The following is a 20089-nucleotide window of genomic DNA, read 5'->3' on the forward strand; positions in this document are numbered from 1 at the left end:
CAATTAATTTTACATGACATTGTGAACTTTTCATGACGGCGGCGAGCGCACTCTTTATACTGGCGCCGCCATTTCCAGGCTCCCCGAAAACAGGCTAAAGGCTATATGGTTACCTCCAACCCTTTTTCCGCGATGTTTGGCCGCTCGCCATTCCAGCCGCTGCTGGCCCACATCGTCAAGGCCAATGAATGTGCCGACCAACTGTTGCCGTTCTTCGAGGCATCGCTTGCCGGTGATTGGGATACCGCAGCTGTACTGCGTGAAAACGTTACCCGCTTAGAGCATGACGCCGACACGTTGAAAACAGAGCTTCGGCTTAACCTGCCCAATACGATGTTTCTTCCCGTCTCGCGGTCCGACTTGCTCGACCTTATCAGCGTGCAGGATAAGATCGCCAACAAGGTGCGCGACATTACCGGCATTATGCTGGGGCGTAAAATGCGTGTACCCGATGAGCTGGCCGATCCCATGCGCGATTATATGCGTACCAGCGTGGCGTGTGTGGCCCAGGCTCGCCAAGCGCTTGAAGAGCTGAAAGAGCTGCTTGAGTCCGGTTTTGGACGCAATGTTTCCGATGTTATGCAGAATATGATCCGTGAGCTGCACACACTTGAGCACCAAGCTGACAGCCAGCAGATCGCGATACGTCGCCAGCTGTTTGAGCTTGAAAGCCAACTTCCTCCTGTTGATGTGATTTTCCTTTACAAAATCATTGAGTGGGTCGGTGAAGTTTCTGATCGCGCTGAACGCGTGGGCAGCCGCCTACAGATTTTGACCGCACGCTAAGGGATACCTATGCAGATTATTGCCCAGCACGGTGAAATTTTTATCATTCTGGCCTGTTTGTTTGGCTTTTTTATGGCTTGGGGCGTTGGTGCGAATGATGTTGCCAATGCGATGGGAACCTCGGTGGGGTCAAAAGCGATCACCATCAAACAAGCCATTATAATTGCGGTTGTCTTTGAGTTTTTAGGTGCTTGGCTGGCGGGTGGTGAAGTGACCAACACCATTCGTAAAGGCATTATCGACCCAGAGTTGCTCCAGGAAGACCCGCAGTTACTGGTGTACGGTATGCTGGCAGCGTTGCTGGCAGCGGGTACTTGGCTACTGGCAGCATCGATGAAAGGTTGGCCGGTTTCCACGACGCATTCCATTGTAGGTGCCATTGTGGGCTTTGCCGTAGCGGGATTGGGTGCTTCTACGGTGGATTGGGGCGCTGTTGGCACCATTGCGGCAAGCTGGGTCGTTTCTCCTCTGTTGGCAGGTACTATCGGTTTTGTGCTGTTTAAATCAGTGCATCACCTGATTTTTGAAAATGATAATCCATTTGCTGCTGCCAAACGCTATGTACCGGGCTACGTATTTTTGGTTGGTTTTATTGTGGCGATGGTCACGCTAACCAAAGGCCTATCTCACGTTGGGCTGGACCTGACCTTTAGTCAAAGCCTGCTGCTATCGATTTTGTTAGGGCTTGTGATCATGGGTATTGGCCTGTTGATGCAGCGTCGTATCAAGTTCGAGAAAAATGCCAACGACCACTTTGGATACGCCAACGTTGAGCGCGTCTTCGGCGTATTAATGATCTTTACTGCATGTGCCATGGCGTTTGCTCACGGCTCTAACGACGTTGCGAACGCGGTTGGTCCGCTTGCGGCGGTCATTAGCGTGGTACAAACTGGCGGCCAAATTGAAGGCTCTGCGCTAGTGCCCTGGTGGGTATTGGTGCTGGGCGGTGGTGGCATCGTGGTGGGCTTAGTAACTTACGGCCACAAAGTCATTGCCACTGTGGGAACCGGTATTACTGAACTCACTCCCAGTCGTGGTTTTGCCGCCACGCTGGCAGCAGCGACCACGGTGGTATTAGCTTCCGGTACGGGTCTGCCGATTTCAACCACCCATACACTGGTAGGGGCGGTATTAGGTGTAGGGCTTGCTCGGGGTATGGCGGCACTTAACCTGCGTGTCATTGGCACCATCGCCATGTCATGGCTGATTACGCTACCTGCCGGGGCTGGTTTGGCTATTCTGTTCTTCTTTATGTTCAAAGGCATGTTTGGTTAACAGCAAGGGGTAACCCCGCCCAATACGTTACTGATTGGCCAAACGCACAGCGGCATCTTCTTTTTCACAAGAAGGTGCCGCTGTTTTTTATGCTCTGTTAAAGTAAACGCTGATACTTTCATTCACCTGCTGCCGGAGAGCGGCCCTTGGACACACGCTTCCCTTTTGTTGATTGGTTTCGTAATGCTTCCCCTTACATTAACGCGCACCGGGGACGAACCTTTGTCATCTTAATTGAGGGCGAAGCCATGGCGTCTGGCCGAGGAGAGCAGCTGATTCAAGATTTAGCGCTGCTACACACTCTGGGGGTGCGGCTAGTTGTGGTGTTTGGTATTCGCCCACAAGTGCATGACGCATTGACGGCTGCCGGTGTCGAGCCAACACGGGTGGATGGCCGTTGGGTAGCTGACCGAGCGGTGATGACCCACGTGGAACAGGTGGCCGCGCACCAGCGCTTATGGCTAGAAGCTCGTCTTTCCTTGGGGCTGCCTAGCACGCCACTACACGGTGTAGAGCTTAGCGTGATTTCCGGCAACTTGGTGACCGCTAAGCCATTAGGAGTGCGCGAAGGCGTCGATTTTGATCACAGTGGTGAAGTACGCCGAGTGCGCTCGAGCGCCATTGAAGGGCTGTTGGAAAAAGGCTCGCTAGTGCTGCTGCCGCCGCTGGGTTTCTCCAGCACAGGTGAAGTGTTTGATTTAGATGCCTCGGAAGTCGCACAACATGCTGCCGTCGCGCTGAAAGCGGATAAGCTGATTCTATTAGGCGAATCGGAAGGGCTTGAAGACGAGCAGGGCGCGCTATTGCGCCAGCTTTCCCCGGCAGAGGCCGAGCCGCGCCTGCAACAGGCGTTACCGGGCAGTGAGTTGGCACGCCACTTGAACGCCGCCTGCACCGCCGCCAGGGAAGGGGTGGCGCGCACCCACCTGCTTTCCTGGCGTAACCACGATGCGTTACTAGGGGAGTTATTCACCCGTGACGGCGTTGGCACGATGATCACCCAACACCGCTACGAGCAACTGCGCCCAGCCACGTTGAACGACGTTGCTGGCCTGTTAGAGCTGCTGGAACCGCTTGAGCGACGTGGCATGTTGGTAGCTCGTTCGCGGGAACGACTAGAGCACGAAATCGACGACTACATGGTCATCGAACGTGACGGCATGGTGATTGGCTGTGCAGCATTGCATGTTTTTCCAGACACCACGGTGGGGGAAATGGCCTGTGTCGCGGTGCACGGTAACTATCGCGGCGGTGAGCGCGGCGAGCGCTTAGTGGAAGCATTAGAACGCCGCGCCCGGCAGCGTGGGCTTTCCGAAATGTTTGTGTTAACTACCCACACGGCCCATTGGTTTGTCGAACACGGCTTCCGTCCCGCTAGCCTAGATGACCTGCCGCCGTTAAAACGCGAAGCCTACAACCACGCCCGAAAATCCAAGGTGTTGGTGAAAAATCTAGCCTAAAAACGCTTACTTAAAGAGAAATATCTAGATGAGCCGGGTGTCTTTGCGACACCCGGTTTCGCATGCGTGTAAAAAAATAAATGCAAATATTTGGTCATTTTATTAATTTGTGCAATTATATTTGCAGATGCGCTTGTAGATAAACTCGGCAAAGCCAATCCAAGCCCATCTAAACCAAACCAATAACAACACCGTTATCTACACGCTACGTCACTCACACATAACCAATAACATCGACGTCACGAGGATTTCTCCATGAAAACACTAACCACGTTAATGGCTGCTACTGCATTTTCTCTCACTGCAGCGACTGCCGCCGCAGACAAGCTAGTGGTTGCCACTGATACTGCCTTTGTGCCCTTTGAGTTTGCTCAAGACGGTGAATATGTCGGTTTTGATATCGATATGTGGACAATGATTGCCGAAGAGCTTGAGCTGGATTTCGAACTAAGGCCAATGGATTTCAATGGCATTATTCCCGGCCTGCAGACTGGCCAGTTAGATGTTGCCCTGGCGGGGATTACTATCCGTGAAGACCGTGCTGAGGTGATTGATTTTTCGGATGGCTACTACGAAAGCGGCTTCCGCATCATGGTGCCAATTGATAGTGATATCGAAAGTGCAGAAGACTTAGCAGGTAAAATGCTGGCCGTTCGCACCGGCACCTCTGCTGCTGACTATGCACGGGAAAACTTCACCGACACCGAGCTACGCCAGTTCCCCAATATCGACAATGCCTACCTGGAGTTACGCACCGGCCGCGTTGATGCCGCGATGCATGATACGCCCAATGTTCTCTACTACATTGCCACCGCTGGTGACGGCCAGGTAAAAGCCGTGGGTGAACAGATGATGGCGCACGAGTATGGCATTGCGTTTCCCAAGGGGAGCGAGCTAGTCGAGCCAGTTAACCAGGCATTGGCTGCTATGCGGGAAGATGGCCGCTACGACGAAATTTACGCGAAGTGGTTCGGCGAAGCGCCCAGCGAATAATCTCCTGAAATTTTATTTACTAGCGGAGGGCTTCCTCCGCTGACGTTGCATTGTCAGGAGAGTCTAGATGAATATCGATTGGTCGATTGTTATAGGATTTTTGCCCGCGTTACTCAATGGCGCAAAAATCACGCTGTATATCACCGTAACGGGGTTGATCGGTGGTATTGCACTGGGGGCTGTTATTGGCCTGATGCGCGCCTACGGTGGATATATTCTCAATACACTGGCGTTTATCTACGTCGAAATCATTCGAGGCACGCCGATTGTTGTACAGGTGATGTTTCTGTACTTCGCCTTGCCGGTGCTGGTGGATATCCGCATTGACCCGATGACGACAGCAATCCTTGCGATTGTCATTAATGCTGGGGCGTACGTTGCTGAGATTGTACGTGGCGCAGTGCTATCAATTTCAAAAGGATTAACCGAGGCAGGACGCGCCATTGGTTTGCCACGCTGGAAAGTGGTGGTCTATATCGTTGGTCCACTCGCCTTTCGCCGCTTAATTCCGCCGCTGGGTAACCAGTGCATTGTCAGCCTGAAAGATACCTCCTTGTTTATTGTGATCGGTGTTGGCGAACTGACGCGCACCGGCCAGGAAATCATGGCGGCTAACTTCCGCGCGGTCGAAATATGGACGGCAGTTGCCGTGTTCTACCTGATTATGACCGGCACGTTGTCGCTGCTGCTGCGTATCATTGAGAAGCGGATGAGGATCTTATGAGCGCCATCATAGAGTTCAAGAATGTGTCCAAGCACTTTGGCCAGCTTAAGGTACTTGATAAGGTTGACCTGGATATCAATCGTGGCGAAGTGGTCGTGCTAATAGGACCGTCCGGTTCTGGAAAATCCACCTTGCTGCGCTGTATTAACGGGCTGGAAATGATCACTTCGGGTGACCTTCTCGTTGACGGCATGAGCGTTAAGGGTGGCAACAAAACGCTACGCGAAATTCGCCAGGAAGCGGGCATGGTCTTCCAGCAGTTCAACCTATTTCCACAAATGACAGCGCTGGAAAATGTGGCCTTTGGCCAACGCCATGTGCGCAAAATGGGACGTAAGGCGGCTGATAATAGTGCCCAGGAACTATTGGAAAAAGTCGGCCTGGGGGATAAATCGAAACACTATCCTCATGAGCTTTCTGGTGGGCAGCAGCAGCGGGTCGCTATTGCTCGGGCGTTGGCGATCAAACCCAAAGTAATGCTGTTTGATGAGCCTACCTCAGCGCTTGATCCTGAACTCAAGCAGGAAGTACTGAATGTTATGCAGAAACTGGCAGAAGAGCAGATGACCATGGTGGTGGTGACCCATGAGATGTCCTTCGCCAAGCAGGTTGGCACGCGCTTGATTTTTATGGAGCACGGCAAAATTGCGGTTGATGCCAACCCTGTTGATGTCATTGATAACCCGCCTAATGACCGGATGAAGGATTTTCTGCGCCATGTCTAAACAAACGAGCTCTATTGGCTGGCAGATTATCAATGGGCAGCCACGCGACATCGGCGTTGCCCTTGGGCGCGCAGGCCGCGATGCGGTGCATCGCTTTTTGCTGCCAAGCGCTATCTGGGCTGAAATTAACGACCCAATTCACCAGAACGCTGTTGCTACCATGGCCGCCAATACGCAGCGTGATTTCCCTCAAGTGTGGGAAGAGCTAGAGGGACTTGCGGAAGGACTTAACCTGCCCATTGAAGCGGTATTTGCCTGGAACTGCCGGGGTGACCTGTTGGCCCATGCACCGGACGGCTGCACGACCTTGGTTCTCCCCGGAGAAACACCGCTGGTGGCGCATAATGAGGATGGCCTGCCATTCTTCCGTGGCCACTGTTTTATGGCTGAAGTGACATCAGCAATGGGAGAGGGGTTTACCGCTTTCTGCTACCCCGGCTCGATACCGGGCCACACGCTGGCGTTTACCCGCCAGGGCTGGGTGCAGGCGGTCAATAATTTGCGTTTGCTTAATGTTACGCCCAGGGTGCCAAGAATGGTGTTAGGACGGGCGGCATTAAGCCAACCCAATGTGGCCGGCGTCGTGGCACTGTTGCAGCGTTACAATGAGTGCGGCGGCTTTCATTTTTCGCTGGCCGAATGCGGGCAGCGAGAGGTGATGAGTATTGAGTTTGGTGGTGGGGAAGCTGCCCAGCTAGTACTCAATGCCCCCAGCGTGCATGCTAATCATGCGCTGTATCACCCCAGTGGTCTGGCATCTCAATGGATTACTGACTCCTCACGAGACCGACAGCAGCGTGGAGATCAGCTGCTAGCGGAAGGAGAGACTGCGCCGTTGGCCATCTTGCATGATCAACAAGCCAGCGGTCTGCCCATTCTGCGACTGAGCGCTGACGACCCTGATCACGAGAATACTCTGGTCACGGCGGTCATGCGTCTTGAAGTGGATGGTGTAGCATGGCAACTTTATGATCGCCCTGGAGCGCCACCGGCTTATGACGGAAAACTCTTCTTCGCAAGTTGACTCTTCGCCCTCTAAACACTCGATAGCTGAGTGCCAGCCCCCGGAAACCGTTGATGGCCTACGTGAACTGGCGCTTAGCATTGCCCGGGGCGAGAGCGAGCTACGTCTTGGCCCCAAGTCGCGGGAAGTGCTGGCACGCCTGATCGACCTTCAGGGGGATCAGGTGCTGCTGTCTATTTCTTCGGCAGCTCGTCGGCTAGAGGTCAACCCATCGAGTATTTCTCGTTTGGCACGCTCTCTCGGTTATGCCCGTTTCAGCGATCTACAAAGAGTTCTGTTGAGCGCGAACTTTACCTCTTCTGCCTCTTTTTACCGCGACCATGCTGCCAGCGCGTTGGCAGCAGACAAGCACAGTTTGCATGTCCAGGCGGAGCAGTTATGCGCTGAAAATAAGCACAATATCGACCGCTTTCTGCAAGGGGTGAAGCATGATGATATTGAAACTTTCGCCCAAACAGTGATCAGTGCGCCCAGGGTTCGGTTGTACGGAGTACGTCAGTTTCATGCGCTATGCAGTTTCTCAGCCTACGGGTTAGGCATGCTGCGCCCTGATGTAGCGCTGCTTAGCGACGCCACCAATGGGGTTGCGGAAGGGCTGGCGTCGTTATCGGAAGGTGACGTGCTGATTGCCGCCAGTTGCCAGCCCTATACGCGCCAAGTGGTGGATGTGTGCCGGATGGCGCAGGCTCATGGCATTCAAACCTTGGCCGTAACCGACTACGCCAGCTCCGCATTGGTCGAGTATGCCCAGGTATCTATCCTGGTGCCCCATGAAAGCAGCTTTATTTCCAACAGCATGGTGGCTTATTTTGCCGCCATGGAGTGCCTGATTAATGCCTGTGCCACGCTGTCAGGAGATGAAGCAGGCAAGGCAATTTCGCGACGGGACCGCTTTATCACCGAGCTAGATATTGAAATGCGTTAAGAGCTAAAGCCTCCAAGTGATTGTTTTGTTTTTTATCTGCATCAAAGTGGTGAGATAGCGCTGGTGTTAGCAGTTTTACACCATGGTAAGTCATCGGCTAGCGACTATAGTGAGTGAGGCCTGTTCACGTTAGCAGCTGACGTGATTCCTACGGCGACCACCAAGGATTAGGAGGCACTATGCAGCAGCCCGATAAAGACGACGCAAAGAAAGAGCAGAAGAAAGATCAACGCGACGACGACCAAGACGACGCCAATCCGATGCCCGACACGCATCACGTCAACCCCGATAGCGACGGCGACTCGTCTTCCAAAAGCTCGCCTTCTAAGAAAGAGTAACCGCCCTTCAACAATACATTATTCCTGCGGCGCTACTGTTTGTAGCGCCGTTTTACTTCCACGTTTAGCCTGCCTTCACCCAGCCGTAGCGAGAGCTTCTGGCCTGGCGCGGTGTCCTCTGCCCGGCGAATGACATGGCCCTTTTCATCCTGGGCAATGGCATAGCCGCGCCCCAACACCGCAAGCGGGCTGATGGCATTTAGTTCACGGGCGGCGCTACTCAAGCGTGCCTGACGCACTTCCAGCGCCCGCTGCATAGCGCTGGCTAAACGGCGCTGGAGCTGACTAACACGCTCTTGCTCTACGCGGTGCAGGCGCACCATGTCTTGGCTGGCTAAGCGTTTGCTTAACTGGGTGACCCGCACTTGCTGCTGCTGAACGGTTTGCTGCATGGCGCGCTGCAGCCGTTGGCAAAGGGCGGTAACGTGCTGGCGTTGATGCTCAAGCTGCTCGCCTGGGTGGCGAAGGCGGGCGCGCAAAGTATCCAACCGTTGGCTATCCCGCTCTAAGCGTGCCTGCATGGCACGCTGTAAACGGTTTTCTGCCTGGGTTAATTGCTGTTTAAGCGCATGCTGGTCAGGCACTAAACGCTCGGCCGCTGCTGATGGGGTAGGGGCGCGCATATCGGCGGCGAAATCCGCCAGGGTGACATCCACTTCGTGACCCACCGCCGACATCACTGGCAAGCGGGAGTGAAAAATCGCCCGTGCCAGATGCTCGTTATTAAACGCCCACAGGTCTTCTAAGCTACCACCGCCGCGGGTGATCAGCACCACATCCTGGTCAGGGTCTAAGCGCGCCTGTCGGTTCAGTAACCCCAGCGCCGAAATCATTGCAGGGGCGGCCTCGGTGCCTTGTACAGGCACCGGAATCAGCGTGACATCTGCCAGTGGCCAGCGCGCCGCCAGTACCGCCAACACATCGCGAATGGCTGCGCCGCTGGCGGAGCTTAAAATCAGAATTTTGCGGGGAGGAAAGGGCAGGGGGCGCGTATTGGCAAACACGCCTTCTCCTTCCAGCTGCGCTTTTAGGCGCTCAAACGCTGCCAGCAGTTCCCCCAGGCCCGCCGCCTGTACGGCGTCGGCAATCAACTGATAGTCGCCGCGCGGTTCGAACAGCGAGACCCTACCGCGCAGTTTTACCTGATCGCCATCACGCATTGGTGCCGCCACAAAACGCGCCCGCTGGCGAAACAGCGCACAGCGAATCTGCGCGCGGTCATCCTTCAAGGTGAAGTAAATATGCCCAGACGCCGGGCGGGAAACATTGGAAAGCTCGCCTTCTACCCACACTTCGCCCACATCGCGCTCAAGGGTCTGTTTGGCGCGCTGATTCAACTGACTAACAGAAAGCGCTTGTGGTGTATCGGGCATAGAGCAACCTTACAAAGAGAGTGAGCGAGCGGGTAGCTTTCGCAAGAATCCTAGCTTATTAGCCATTGGTCTGGATTGAAAACCTTCTTCACATTGCTGGAAAGGCCCTCAAAACGCTATAATAGGGGATTAACTTTCCACGCCCCACTTCCTCTTCTATCAGGGTGTTGCCGCTATGCTACGTATGGCCCAAGAAGCACTTACGTTCGATGACGTACTCCTCGTTCCCGGCTTCTCCGATATTCTGCCCAAGGATGTCAGCCTCAAAACCCGCCTGACCCGCAATATTTCACTCAATATCCCGCTGCTTTCCGCTGCAATGGACACCGTTACCGAAGCGCGTCTAGCAATTGCGATGGCTCAGGAAGGCGGCATTGGCATTATCCATAAGAGCATGACCATGAGTCAGCAAGCCGCTGAAGTGCGTAAGGTTAAAAAGCACGAAAGCGTGATTGTAAAAGATCCAGTCACCGTTAGCCCTAAGGCGAAGCTGGATGACCTGCTGGCGATGGCGCGTGAGAACGGATTTTCTGGCTTCCCCGTCGTAGAAGGCGAAACCCTGGTGGGTATTGTGACTGAGCGTGACATGCGCTTCCAGCCCAACCACGGCGACAGCGTAGCGGACATTATGACCCCCCGCGAGCGGTTGGTTACCGTCAAGGAAGGCACCGACCTTGAAACCAGCAAAGCCAAAATGCGCGAACACCGCATCGAGAAAATGCTGATCGTCGATGACGAGTTTCATCTGCGCGGTTTGGTAACTTTCCAAGACATCGAAAAAGCCCGCACGTATCCGATGGCTGCCAAAGATAGCGATGGCCGCTTGTTGGTAGGTGCTGCCGTGGGCACTGGCCCGGAAACGCCGGATCGCGTTGCTGCCCTGGCCGAAGCCGGTGTCGATGTGATCATTGTTGATACTGCCCACGGTCACTCTAAAGGCGTTATCGACCGCGTGCGCTGGATTAAAGAGAACTTCCCCAACATTCAAGTGATTGGCGGCAACATCGCCACCGGCGCTGCCGCCAAAGCGTTGGCTGAAGCGGGCGCAGACGCCGTTAAAGTCGGCATTGGCCCCGGTTCTATCTGCACCACACGTATTGTGGCAGGCGTTGGCGTTCCGCAAATCACCGCGGTGTCTAACGTGGCGGAAGCGCTGAAAGAGTTTGATATTCCGCTGATCGCCGACGGCGGCATTCGCTTCTCGGGTGACTTAGCCAAAGCCATCGCCGCTGGCGCAAGCGCCGTGATGGTCGGTGGCCTGCTGGCCGGTACCGAAGAAGCGCCGGGTGAAGTTGAGCTTTACCAAGGCCGGACCTACAAAGCCTACCGCGGCATGGGCTCCATGGGTGCCATGTCTCAGAGCCAGGGCAGCGCCGACCGCTACTTCCAAGACAAGAGCGAAGGTGCCGAGAAGCTGGTGCCGGAAGGCATTGAAGGCCGCGTACCCTATAAAGGCATGATGGGCGCTATCGTTCACCAGATGATGGGTGGCCTGCGCGCCTCCATGGGTTACACCGGCTGCCGCAGTATTGAAGAAATGCGCACCAAGCCGGAATTTGTACAAATTACCAGCGCTGGCTTTAACGAATCCCACGTTCACAACGTGCAGATCACCAAAGAAGCTCCCAACTACCGGGTGAGCTAACCAGCACGTTTAGTTAAATGGCGCGGCGGGCATTGCCCCGCCGCTTGCTTTTTGGCCTTAACAGCGGCACCCACACCGCTTAACCGAGACCCCGCCATGAGTGACATTCACGCCCATAAGATCCTGATTCTCGACTTCGGCTCCCAGTACACCCAACTGATCGCCCGCCGTGTACGTGAGATCGGTGTGTTCTCCGAAATCCGCGCCTTCGACATCACCGAAGAAGAAATTCGCGAATACAACCCTAATGGCATCATCCTGGCTGGTGGCCCGGAATCCGTGACCGAGTTGGATTCCCCGCGAGCACCGGCGTGCGTGTTCGAAATGGGCCTGCCGGTGTTTGGTATCTGCTACGGCATGCAGACCATGGCCGAGCAGCTTGGCGGCAAAGTGGAAGGCTCTAACCAGCGCGAATTTGGCTACGCCCAGATTCAAATCGACGGCGACACCCCGCTGTTCAAAGACATCAAAGACCACATCGATACCGACAGCGGCAAAGGCCTGCTAGACGTATGGATGAGCCACGGTGACAAGGTCTCCCAGGTGCCTGACACCTTCACCGTGACCGCTTCCACGCCGAGCTGCCCGATTGCCGCCATGGCCTGGGAAGAGAAGCAGTTCTACGGCGTACAGTTCCACCCGGAAGTGACCCACACCCTGCAAGGCCAGCGCATTCTTGAGCACTTCGTACTGGATATTTGCGGTGCCGAAAAACTCTGGACGCCTGCACAAATCATCGAAGACCAAGTACAGCGCGTACGCGAGCAAGTGGGCGACCGCCATGTACTGCTTGGTCTTTCCGGTGGTGTCGACTCCTCGGTTGTGGCGGCGCTGCTGCACAAAGCCATTGGCGATCAACTGACCTGCGTATTCGTCGATAACGGCCTGCTGCGCAAAAACGAAGGCGACCAAGTCATGGAAACCTTCGCCAAGCACATGGGCGTGAAGGTGATCCGTGTCGACGCCGAAGAGCTGTTCCTCGGCAAGCTGAAGGGAGAAAACGACCCGGAAGCCAAGCGCAAGATTATCGGCAACACCTTTATCGACGTGTTCGATGAAGAAGCCAGCAAAATTGAAGGCGTCGACTTCCTGGCCCAGGGCACTATTTACCCGGACGTGATCGAATCCGCCGCCTCTAAAACCGGCAAAGCCCACGTGATCAAATCCCACCACAACGTTGGTGGCCTGCCGGAAACCATGAAGCTCAAGCTGGTTGAGCCGCTGCGCGAACTGTTTAAAGACGAAGTGCGCAAACTCGGCCTCGAACTCGGCTTGCCCTACGATATGGTCTACCGCCATCCGTTCCCTGGCCCCGGCCTGGGCGTGCGCATCCTCGGTGAAGTGAAGAAAGAGTACGCCGACATCCTGCGTGATGCCGACGCCATCTACATCGAAGAACTGCGCGCCGCCGGTTGGTACGAAAAAACCAGCCAAGCCTTCGCCGTGTTCCTGCCGGTGAAATCGGTAGGTGTAGTAGGCGACGGCCGCCGCTACGAATGGGTCATCGCGCTACGCGCGGTCGAAACCATCGACTTCATGACCGCCCGCTGGGCGCACCTGCCCTACGAGCTGCTGGAGAAGGTTTCCAACCGGATTATCAATGAGTTGGAAGGCGTTTCTCGGGTGACTTATGATGTGAGCAGTAAGCCGCCTGCTACGATTGAGTGGGAATGATATATAGTTTTAATTATTGGTAGCAATTGATAGGAACACACCTAAAGCCCGCGTTACTGCGGGCTTTTCGTTGCTCCGTCGAGAATTTTTTAGATAAATTTTAGCTTTTACTAAATACTCATTTGAGTAGTATAAATTAGGGTTGTGACGTATAGCCCCTCGTAGCAAGTGCAGCAAGTGAATAATCCGCTAAATGATAGGTGGTTTGGGTTAGATCGGATTGGTACCATATGTTTTCTTGGTGTAGACTCATATTACTCTTTAGCTTTAGACGGATACGTCTAGTCGGGTGCTTAGCCAGACTCTAAGTTATTGAACGACATCGTGGTTGCGATAGGCTCGCAACCTGATTTCGTTCCTCAATCAGGTTGCGAGCCTATCGCTTCCTTCGGTAAAGAGCTCAGCCCAAGAGCAATGCTCTTGGGCTTTTTTATGGACGCTACAATGAGTGTGATCGAGCGGCTCTCAACTGAACTAGAAAAGCCTGAGAATGAAGTCATTCTTTTTTTAAGTGATGCTCCTAAGAAATATAAAGTATTTACGATACCTAAGCGAACCTCAGGTCATAGAGTTATCGCCCAGCCCTCAAAAGAGTTAAAGAGGTATCAGCGTATATTTCTTGAATTTCAAGATTTGCCTATACACAAAGCAGCAATGGCTTATCGAAAAGGTTTTAGTATTAAAGATAATGCAATTCTTCATAAGAAAAACCGCTATTTTCTTAATTTAGATTTGGAGAGTTTTTTTAACTCAATCACAAGTGATTTGTTTTGGAATGTTTGGTCATCAATAATTGAATTACCCTCGAAGAATGACAGGGTAGCTCTAGAAAAATTACTTTTTTGGTGTCCGAGTAAAAGGAGTGGGGGCCGTTTAGTGCTAAGTGTTGGTGCGCCTAGTTCCCCTCTTGTTTCTAATTTTTTTATGTATAAATTTGATTGTGTAATTCATGAATGGTGCCTTAGTAATAAAATTGTATATACTCGATATGCTGACGATTTAACGTTTTCGACTAACCAAAAAAAAATTCTTTTCTCCGTCCCTGACTTTATAAAAAATAATTTATCCTCTATGTTTGGTGATGCGATCAGAATTAATAATAAAAAAACACGGTTTTCATCTATGGCTCATAATAGACATGTTACAGGTGTTACTATTAATAATGTAGGGGAGATTTCGCTTGGTAGGGAAAGAAAGAGATATATAAAGCACTTGATTCATCAGTATGATTTAGTAAAGCTTGATGATGATACTTTAGGGCACCTTAGAGGCTTGCTTTCCTTTGCTCAACATATTGAACCTCTATTTGTAAAGTCGTTGGCTGAAAAGTATTCTCAAGATTTGTTAGTTAGAATAATTGAGGGTTAATATAATGAGTGGTTATAGAAATGAAAATGCTAAGGGTATTAAAAATCTTATTAATAATGCTGAGAAAGGAGGTTTGGAGGCCCAGTTTCAGCTCTATGAATACTTTAATTTAGGTAAATATGTGGATAAAGATGAAGAGCTAGCTGATAAATATTTTAATATGTATATTGAATCTTTGGTTGATAAAAAAATATGCTTGGAGTCTTTAAGTATTTGGATGTTTCGTCGCTTTCATTCCCTTGAAATTACTTTTGATAAAAAAATGACTGTTATTATAGGCGATAATGGGGCTGGGAAGACTAGTTTTGCTGAGGCAATATCAAAAACATTTTCTTGGTTTAATAATAATGTAGAAAAAGAAGATGTGAACGGGCGTTTGATAGTCGAAGATGATATTAATAATAGTTCTGATAACTATTCAGAGGTAACTGGTTTTTTTAGTCTTGGGAAAGATGATAAGTTTGAAATCTCTCTTGCACGCCCAGTGAGTGGCTTCAGTGGAAGTAAATCAAATGACGTAAGTGTCATTAAAAAAATCGGTTCAATGTATCGAAAGGCAGCAGTTGATAAAAGAATAACTATTCCACTTTTAGCCTTCTATTCAGTGGAGCGATCTTATCTTTCGCTTAAAAAAAATGCGCATGAAAAAGCAGCCGACGACACAAAAAGGAATAGGTTTTACGCTTTAAAAGATGCTTTAGATGGTAGTGGTAAGCTAGATCATTTTTCTGAGCTATATATTGAGTTGGTTAATTTGGCTTCAGGAGAGGAAACAAAAGAAATAAAAGAGTTAAAAGGGCAGATATCGGTGCTTGAACAATCAATCTGTGGGGTTTACGAAGATAAAACTCCTCCTGGTGATGATCCTTTTGTCGCGAAGTTGAAAGATAAAAAAGAACAGTTGTCGAGATTTCTTAACTCGTCATCTTCAAATAAATACCGTAGGCATTTGAGCTTTGTAAATGAGGCGATTGAAAGTTTAGTTCCTTCTGTGAAGAATATTAGGGTTGATAGAAGTATAGGTCGACCTAGAATATTGGTTGATAACCTAGGAGTTAGCGTTAATATTACTCAGCTTTCTCAGGGGCAAAAATTATTGGTCGCTTTGACAGGTGATCTGGCTCGCCGTTTGGTAATTCTAAACCCTGAAGCAGATAAGCCTTTGAATACTCATGGGATAGTGGTTATTGATGAAGTTGAGTTACACTTACACCCTAAGTGGCAGCAAGAAATATTAATCGGTCTTCAGGATACGTTTCCTAATATTCAATTTATAGTTACTACCCACAGTCCGCAAGTGCTCTCTACTATTGATAATAAGTGCATTCGTCAAATAACCACCGATGAGAACGGTCATCCTATAATAGTTACTCCGGAGTTTCAAACAAAAGGAGTCACAAGTGCAGATATATTAGGAAATATAATGGGTACGAATTCAGTGCCTGAAAAACTACCTGAGGCTGTGCTAGTTAATGATTTCTATAAAGCACTATCTTCAAATGAAAGAGAAGTTGCAGAAGATTATTTGTATAAAATCGTATCGCATTTTGGTGAGCAGCACCCGGTGGTGCTCAATTGTAGAAGCCATATTCGTATAAAAGAGGCCAGAGAGAGGTTTTATAAAAATTAAAATATGGTGGTTTCTGTGAAATATAGTATTAAGGTTTTTTTCTTTTTTTATTTATTAATAATTTTTTGCGAGTTTGGTAGATGAAAAAGCTTTACAGGCCTGAAATTGGACCAGCTTGCTTAAATACTTTTGATCATAATATTCATGTCTGGTCTTCAATGAAAAATAAGAAACAAGTTTGGGAAAAATTGGAAGAAATGCAAGATGGTTTTTGCTGCTACTGTGAATCATTTGCGTATAAAGGTAATGGTCATATTGAACATTTTTTTCATAAAGGGGAAGATCGGAATGGTTATTCACCATATAAGCATTTAACTTTTAACTGGGAAAACTTGTTTGGCAGCTGTGGACTTGATGGAGGTGATAGATGTGGGCATTATAAAGATAAAAAAGGTCAGTCTGGTCCAGGAGATTATAATCCGTGCGATATTATAAAACCTGATTTAGATAATCCTGAGGATTTTTTTGAATATTTACCTACAGGAATCATAAGTGTAAAAGAATCTTTGAGTTGTAATGATAAAAAGAGGGCAAATGAAACATTGAGGGTTTTGAATTTAAATTCTCTTAACGACCCGAGGAGGAATAAGATAGATATTTTTAAGAGAGAGTTAGAATATCTTTTGTCTTTAGGTGCTGATGATGATTTTCTTAGATGTGAAGTCAATGTTCTCAAGGAGAATATTGTAAAGTCAGAATACCGCACAGCGATTATGTTTGTTCTTTTTGGGGGAGTGTGAAGTTTTATATTTTATTATTCTTTTTTATAGCTTCATGAATTAAATTTTATTCAAGTGTTTTAATATTGTTATGATAAATAAAAATTAAATTTAATGGCGGTTGTGCACTCTTCTTTACTGAAGAAACGATCTCAATTAATAACACCATGCGCGAATTGCTCTAGCTTCTTCAATATGAAATTAGCTTTCACACAGATTTCCATTTTTCCTTCCCCTCAACAACGGCAGGCGTATTAGTAGACGGCAGTGCCAGCTAGTTAAGACGCGTGTGGCTACTAAACCTGAGGCTATTCAGGCAATTGAACAGAAGACTGAAAAACACAGCTCTTGATCCAAAAGAGGCAACCCGCCCAACCCGCTGTATGCTTTACTATCTGCACCTGTTATTCACGGAGGAAGCACCCATGGCCATAGGCGGCTTGATAGGATTACTGGATGACATTGCCGCATTGGCGAAGTTGTCCGCAGCATCACTGGACGATGTGAGTGCCGCCGCTGGGCGTGCGACGGCGAAGGCGGCCGGGGTAGTGGTCGATGATACGGCGGTGACGCCGCAATATTTGCAGGGAGTGACAGCGGAGCGGGAACTGGCGATTGTGAAGCAGATCGCGCTGGGGTCGATCCGCAATAAGCTGATTTTTATCCTGCCGGTGGCGCTGCTGCTGAATCACTTTTTGCCCGCGCTACTGCCGATCATCCTGATGGTGGGCGGCACCTATCTGGCCTTTGAGGGTGCGGAGAAGATCTGGCATAAGCTATCCGGTCAGCATGACGACGAAAAGCCAGCGGTAGAGAAGGGGCCGGAAGCCGAGAAAAAGATCGTGAGTGGTGCCGTTCGCACCGACCTGATTCTGTCTGCTGAAATCATGGTGATCGCGCTGGCCACGGTCTCCCATCAGGGATTCTGGTCACAGATGGCGAGCCTAGTAGTGGTTGCGTTTGTCATCACACTTCTGGTGTATGGCGTGGTGGCGCTGTTGGTCAAGATGGATGATATCGGCCTGAAGCTCGCCCAGCGGAATAATCCGGGAATTCAGGCTCTGGGCCGCAGTCTGGTGACTGCCATGCCCAAGGTGCTAGCGACCATCTCGGTAGTGGGCACCGTCGCCATGCTCTGGGTGGGTGGGCATATTTTGATGGCCAATCTGAGTGCCGATGGAACGGGTTGGTTCAACGCGCCCTATGCGTGGGTACACCATGTCGAGCACGGCATTGCCGAGGCAACCGGTGCCTTGGGCGGTTTGCTGGGCTGGAGTTTCAATACGCTGTGTTCTGCGGTGATTGGCTTGCTGGTGGGCTCGGTGGTGGTGGGGGCGTTGCACCTACTTCCCGGTAAGAAGGTGCAAAATGCCTGAAATCCTTAAGGATTAGATATTTTGTTAACTCAAAGTACACCCTATTTAAATTTTTCAAAGAGCGCAGGGCTGACTCTTTAGTAAAGTGCTAATTTTTAAACTATGAGTGCACATAAAAAGCTCTACTCAAGAGAGTGCTTGTCGCCAAGAAGGGCGTCTTCGCGTTCAAAGGCAGCACGGCGTAAATCATATCCCCTTCCAAAATGATCCTTGAGCCGAATAAAAAGCCTATTCGGCTCAATTTGTGATCCGAATATATCATTTTAAGGCACCGTCCTCTTTTAACGCCTCCCGAACGAAAGCGCTGGGCGATTGGCCGAGCACCTTGCGAAACATGCTGGAGAAAGCGGCTGGGCTGTCGTAGCCGAGCTCCAGCGCTGTTTGGGTAACGGAACTGCCGGACAGTAGCTTGGGAATAGCCGCCATCAGGCAGGCCTGTTGTCGCCATACGCCAAAGGAGAGCCCGGTCTGCTGACGGAACAGGCGGTTGAAGGTGCGCTGACTGCAATGCAACTGTCGGGCCCATTCATCAGGCAGCGTGTGAATGTTTGGCTGGCTGAGAAACGCTCTGCACAGGTTGGCGAGTGGAGGATCGTGGGGCAGGGGCGCAAACAGCGGCAGGGCCTGAGCCTGTTCCAGTTCGTATAGGAGTAGTTGCGCCAGGGCGCCGTCGCGGCCGTTTTCGTCATAGCGCGCGGGGATGTGGGCGGAAGCCAGCAGTAGGTGGTGCAGGAGAGGCGTCACGACCAGCACCTCGCAGTTGGGCGAAGCGCGTGGCGCAACGAGGGGCTCGATATACAGGCTTCGGGTGCTCACTCCGTTCATGCGCACCTGATGGCGCTTGCCCGCAGGCAGCCAGACGCCGCTATAAGGCGGCACCATCCAGGTGCCGTCATCCGTATTGACTTCCATCACGCCGCTCATGCCATAGAGAAACTGGGCACGCCGATGGGTATGAAAATCGAGGAGCGTGCCGGGGCGGTAGTCAGTGCCGATGGCCACGATGGGCCGTGCCACATGATCCACATCTGAAAGAGGCGTATTGAGCATTAGCGTGAACCTGGCTGAAACGCGTTGATGGTTGTCCGAATGACGAATGTCGGCCAATCCTCGCCAGCATATAGTGCCTGCTGTTTCGTTTCATCAGGAGAGTGCCGGTGTATAGCGTATTGCTTCTTTGTGGCGGGTTGGCTGGAGTAACCACCGTGTTGTTCGGTTTCGGCGGTGGGTTTGTGGTGGTTCCTTTGCTGTATACCCTGCTGATGGCCGTCCATGGGCTGAATAGTGGCATCGGTCAGGCGGCCATGCATATCGCGGTGGCTACCTCGACGGCGTTGATGGTATTTGCTGCTTCGCTGTCCACATGGCGTCACCATCAACGGCAGACCGTGCAGTGGCAGCTGGTGCGTCCGCTGGTGGGCTATATCGCCATGGGGGCTGTGCTGGGCGCGGCGGCAGCCGTGTCGTTAAGTGGCGAATGGGTGCGCTGGGCATTTATCGGCTATTTGGGTCTCACGATTGCGGATGCCGTTCTGCGGCCCGGTTTTCTGCATCAGGCGGAGAGTGATGTGCGTCCTATGGGTCGTGGGGTAACGGCGATGACGGGGACACTGATTGGTGCGGTGGCCGCCTTGCTGGGCGTTGGTGGCAGTGTGATGACCGTTCCGTTTATGCGCCGGAGAGGCGCGAGCATGACGGCAGCCACCGCCATGGCCAATCCGCTATCGTTGCCCATGGCGGTAAGTGGCACCGCGACGTATGTGTTGCTGTCGTCAAATCACCCAGCGCTGGGGGACTGGTATGCCGGTTATGTGGATCTGCGCGCCTTGCTGGTACTCGCAGTGGGCTCATGGCTCGGCATCCGCTTGGCGTCGACCTGGATCGGGAGTATCCCTGACCGTATTCATGCCAGGGTATACCTGCTACTGCTAACCATGGTGCTGGTGGTGATGGTTTTTGTGCGTTGAAGCGTCTAATTTTGCTTGGCAGAATCATGGCGATATTTTACTGTATAAATGAACAGTTTTTGTGATAGGGTTTACTTAATCTCTGAT

At 51.3% G+C, this 20089-nt stretch carries 18 protein-coding genes; 16 read left to right on the forward strand and 2 right to left on the reverse strand.

Going from position 1 to position 20089, the window contains the following annotated elements:
• The first annotated feature begins 105 nt into the window (after positions 1 to 105).
• The 9 genes from ACN06F_RS03690 to ACN06F_RS03730 all read left to right on the forward strand — a co-directional run bounded on the left by ACN06F_RS03690 (position 106) and on the right by ACN06F_RS03730 (position 8250).
• Positions 106 to 786, forward strand: a complete 681-nt coding sequence (locus tag ACN06F_RS03690; RefSeq protein WP_038481762.1) for a TIGR00153 family protein — start codon at positions 106 to 108, stop codon at positions 784 to 786.
• A 9-nt stretch (positions 787 to 795) separates the two neighbouring features.
• Entirely contained in the window at positions 796 to 2061 is a 1266-nt protein-coding gene (locus ACN06F_RS03695; protein ID WP_038481765.1) for an inorganic phosphate transporter, read from the forward strand.
• A gap of 146 nt (positions 2062 to 2207) precedes the next feature.
• Positions 2208 to 3521, forward strand: a complete 1314-nt coding sequence (gene argA, locus ACN06F_RS03700) for an amino-acid N-acetyltransferase (RefSeq protein WP_038481768.1) — start codon at positions 2208 to 2210, stop codon at positions 3519 to 3521.
• 255 nt (positions 3522 to 3776) lie between these two features.
• Positions 3777 to 4514: a glutamine ABC transporter substrate-binding protein GlnH gene (gene glnH / locus ACN06F_RS03705; protein WP_038481771.1), complete on the forward strand. Its 738-nt coding sequence runs from the start codon at positions 3777 to 3779 to the stop codon at positions 4512 to 4514.
• 67 nt (positions 4515 to 4581) lie between these two features.
• Positions 4582 to 5238, forward strand: a complete 657-nt coding sequence (glnP, locus tag ACN06F_RS03710; protein ID WP_095602626.1) for a glutamine ABC transporter permease GlnP — start codon at positions 4582 to 4584, stop codon at positions 5236 to 5238.
• Positions 5235 to 5963, forward strand: a complete 729-nt coding sequence (gene glnQ, locus ACN06F_RS03715; RefSeq protein ID WP_038481777.1) for a glutamine ABC transporter ATP-binding protein GlnQ — start codon at positions 5235 to 5237, stop codon at positions 5961 to 5963. Before glnP ends, glnQ begins: the two co-directional genes overlap by 4 nt.
• Complete coding sequence (locus tag ACN06F_RS03720; protein ID WP_198348577.1) at positions 5956 to 6987, forward strand: C45 family autoproteolytic acyltransferase/hydolase; 1032 nt, start codon at positions 5956 to 5958, stop codon at positions 6985 to 6987. Before glnQ ends, ACN06F_RS03720 begins: the two co-directional genes overlap by 8 nt.
• Positions 6959 to 7912, forward strand: a complete 954-nt coding sequence (locus ACN06F_RS03725) for a MurR/RpiR family transcriptional regulator (RefSeq protein WP_253486880.1) — start codon at positions 6959 to 6961, stop codon at positions 7910 to 7912. Before ACN06F_RS03720 ends, ACN06F_RS03725 begins: the two co-directional genes overlap by 29 nt.
• 179 nt (positions 7913 to 8091) lie before the next feature.
• Complete coding sequence (locus ACN06F_RS03730) at positions 8092 to 8250, forward strand: hypothetical protein (RefSeq protein ID WP_167457092.1); 159 nt, start codon at positions 8092 to 8094, stop codon at positions 8248 to 8250.
• Between the two features lie 32 nt (positions 8251 to 8282).
• Here ACN06F_RS03730 and xseA read toward each other — a convergent pair whose 3' ends face one another.
• Positions 8283 to 9623, reverse strand: coding sequence for an exodeoxyribonuclease VII large subunit (xseA, locus tag ACN06F_RS03735; protein ID WP_433924669.1), 1341 nt, complete (start codon positions 9621 to 9623; stop codon positions 8283 to 8285).
• A 175-nt stretch (positions 9624 to 9798) separates the two neighbouring features.
• Between xseA and guaB the strand changes: the two genes are divergently transcribed.
• The 6 genes from guaB (at position 9799) to ACN06F_RS03765 (ending at position 18035) form a co-directional block, all read left to right on the forward strand.
• Complete coding sequence (gene guaB / locus ACN06F_RS03740) at positions 9799 to 11268, forward strand: IMP dehydrogenase (protein ID WP_433924670.1); 1470 nt, start codon at positions 9799 to 9801, stop codon at positions 11266 to 11268.
• 96 nt (positions 11269 to 11364) lie between these two features.
• The gene (gene guaA, locus ACN06F_RS03745; RefSeq protein ID WP_009722237.1) at positions 11365 to 12942 is read left to right on the forward strand and encodes a glutamine-hydrolyzing GMP synthase; all 1578 of its coding nucleotides are present in this window, start codon (positions 11365 to 11367) and stop codon (positions 12940 to 12942) included.
• Positions 12943 to 13266: 324 nt separating this feature from the next.
• On the forward strand, positions 13267 to 14310 hold the full coding sequence (locus ACN06F_RS03750) for a retron St85 family RNA-directed DNA polymerase (protein WP_433924671.1): 1044 nt from the start codon (positions 13267 to 13269) through the stop codon (positions 14308 to 14310).
• Between the two features lie 4 nt (positions 14311 to 14314).
• Positions 14315 to 15940 carry a retron Ec78 anti-phage system effector ATPase PtuA gene (gene ptuA / locus ACN06F_RS03755; protein ID WP_433924672.1) on the forward strand — a complete coding sequence of 542 codons (1626 nt, stop codon included), beginning with the start codon at positions 14315 to 14317 and terminating at the stop codon, positions 15938 to 15940.
• A gap of 80 nt (positions 15941 to 16020) precedes the next feature.
• The gene (ptuB, locus tag ACN06F_RS03760) at positions 16021 to 16680 is read left to right on the forward strand and encodes a retron Ec78 anti-phage system effector HNH endonuclease PtuB (protein ID WP_433924673.1); all 660 of its coding nucleotides are present in this window, start codon (positions 16021 to 16023) and stop codon (positions 16678 to 16680) included.
• Between the two features lie 404 nt (positions 16681 to 17084).
• Positions 17085 to 18035: a DUF808 domain-containing protein gene (locus ACN06F_RS03765; RefSeq protein ID WP_433924674.1), complete on the forward strand. Its 951-nt coding sequence runs from the start codon at positions 17085 to 17087 to the stop codon at positions 18033 to 18035.
• A 258-nt stretch (positions 18036 to 18293) separates the two neighbouring features.
• Here the strand turns inward: ACN06F_RS03765 and ACN06F_RS03770 are convergent, their stop codons facing one another.
• Complete coding sequence (locus ACN06F_RS03770) at positions 18294 to 19085, reverse strand: AraC family transcriptional regulator (RefSeq protein WP_433924675.1); 792 nt, start codon at positions 19083 to 19085, stop codon at positions 18294 to 18296.
• A 107-nt stretch (positions 19086 to 19192) separates the two neighbouring features.
• Between ACN06F_RS03770 and ACN06F_RS03775 the strand changes: the two genes are divergently transcribed.
• Entirely contained in the window at positions 19193 to 20002 is an 810-nt protein-coding gene (locus ACN06F_RS03775; protein ID WP_038481814.1) for a sulfite exporter TauE/SafE family protein, read from the forward strand.
• Positions 20003 to 20089 lie beyond the last annotated feature (87 nt).

This window comes from Vreelandella sp. 21 (assembly GCF_050995515.1).
Lineage (GTDB): Bacteria > Pseudomonadota > Gammaproteobacteria > Pseudomonadales > Halomonadaceae > Vreelandella > Vreelandella alkaliphila.